This window comes from Haemophilus sp. HMSC71H05, assembly GCF_001838635.1.
In the GTDB taxonomy this organism is placed as follows: Bacteria; Pseudomonadota; Gammaproteobacteria; order Enterobacterales; family Pasteurellaceae; genus Haemophilus_D; species Haemophilus_D parainfluenzae_R.
Window position 1 is genome coordinate 1 of record NZ_KV838035.1, and the last position, 404, is coordinate 404.

A 404-nucleotide genomic window follows, 5' to 3' on the forward strand; every position below is an offset into this window, starting at 1 on the left:
CCGCATTACACCAGACCGGAAGTGTTAGAAGGATTAACTGTACCACCCGTGCTGATGTCGGGACATCACGAAGAAATTCGGAAATGGCGATTAAAGCAATCGCTACAAAGAACATGGCTCCGACGCCCTGAGCTCTTAGAAGGCCTAGCTCTGACTGACGAACAACGTAAGCTGTTAAAAGAGGCGCAAGCCGAACATAACAGTTAGTTTCAGTTACATCTAGGATCAATAAAGGATCAAACAATGTCTAACATTATCAAACAACTTGAACAAGAACAATTAAAACAAAACGTACCTAGCTTCCGCCCAGGTGATACTTTAGAAGTTAAAGTATGGGTAGTTGAAGGTAGCAAACGTCGTTTGCAAGCATTCGAAGGCGTGGTTATTGCAATTCGTAACCGTGG

At 43.6% G+C, this 404-nt stretch carries 1 protein-coding gene and 1 pseudogene; both read left to right on the forward strand.

What is annotated here, in order from left to right; genetic code table 11:
• Positions 1–207, forward strand: a pseudogene (locus tag HMPREF3279_RS05775) (tRNA (guanosine(37)-N1)-methyltransferase TrmD); the annotation flags it as partial.
• Between the two features lie 36 nt (positions 208–243).
• Positions 244–404 (forward strand): 50S ribosomal protein L19 (locus HMPREF3279_RS05780; RefSeq protein ID WP_114975239.1); only part of this gene is annotated, 161 nt, incomplete at its 3' end.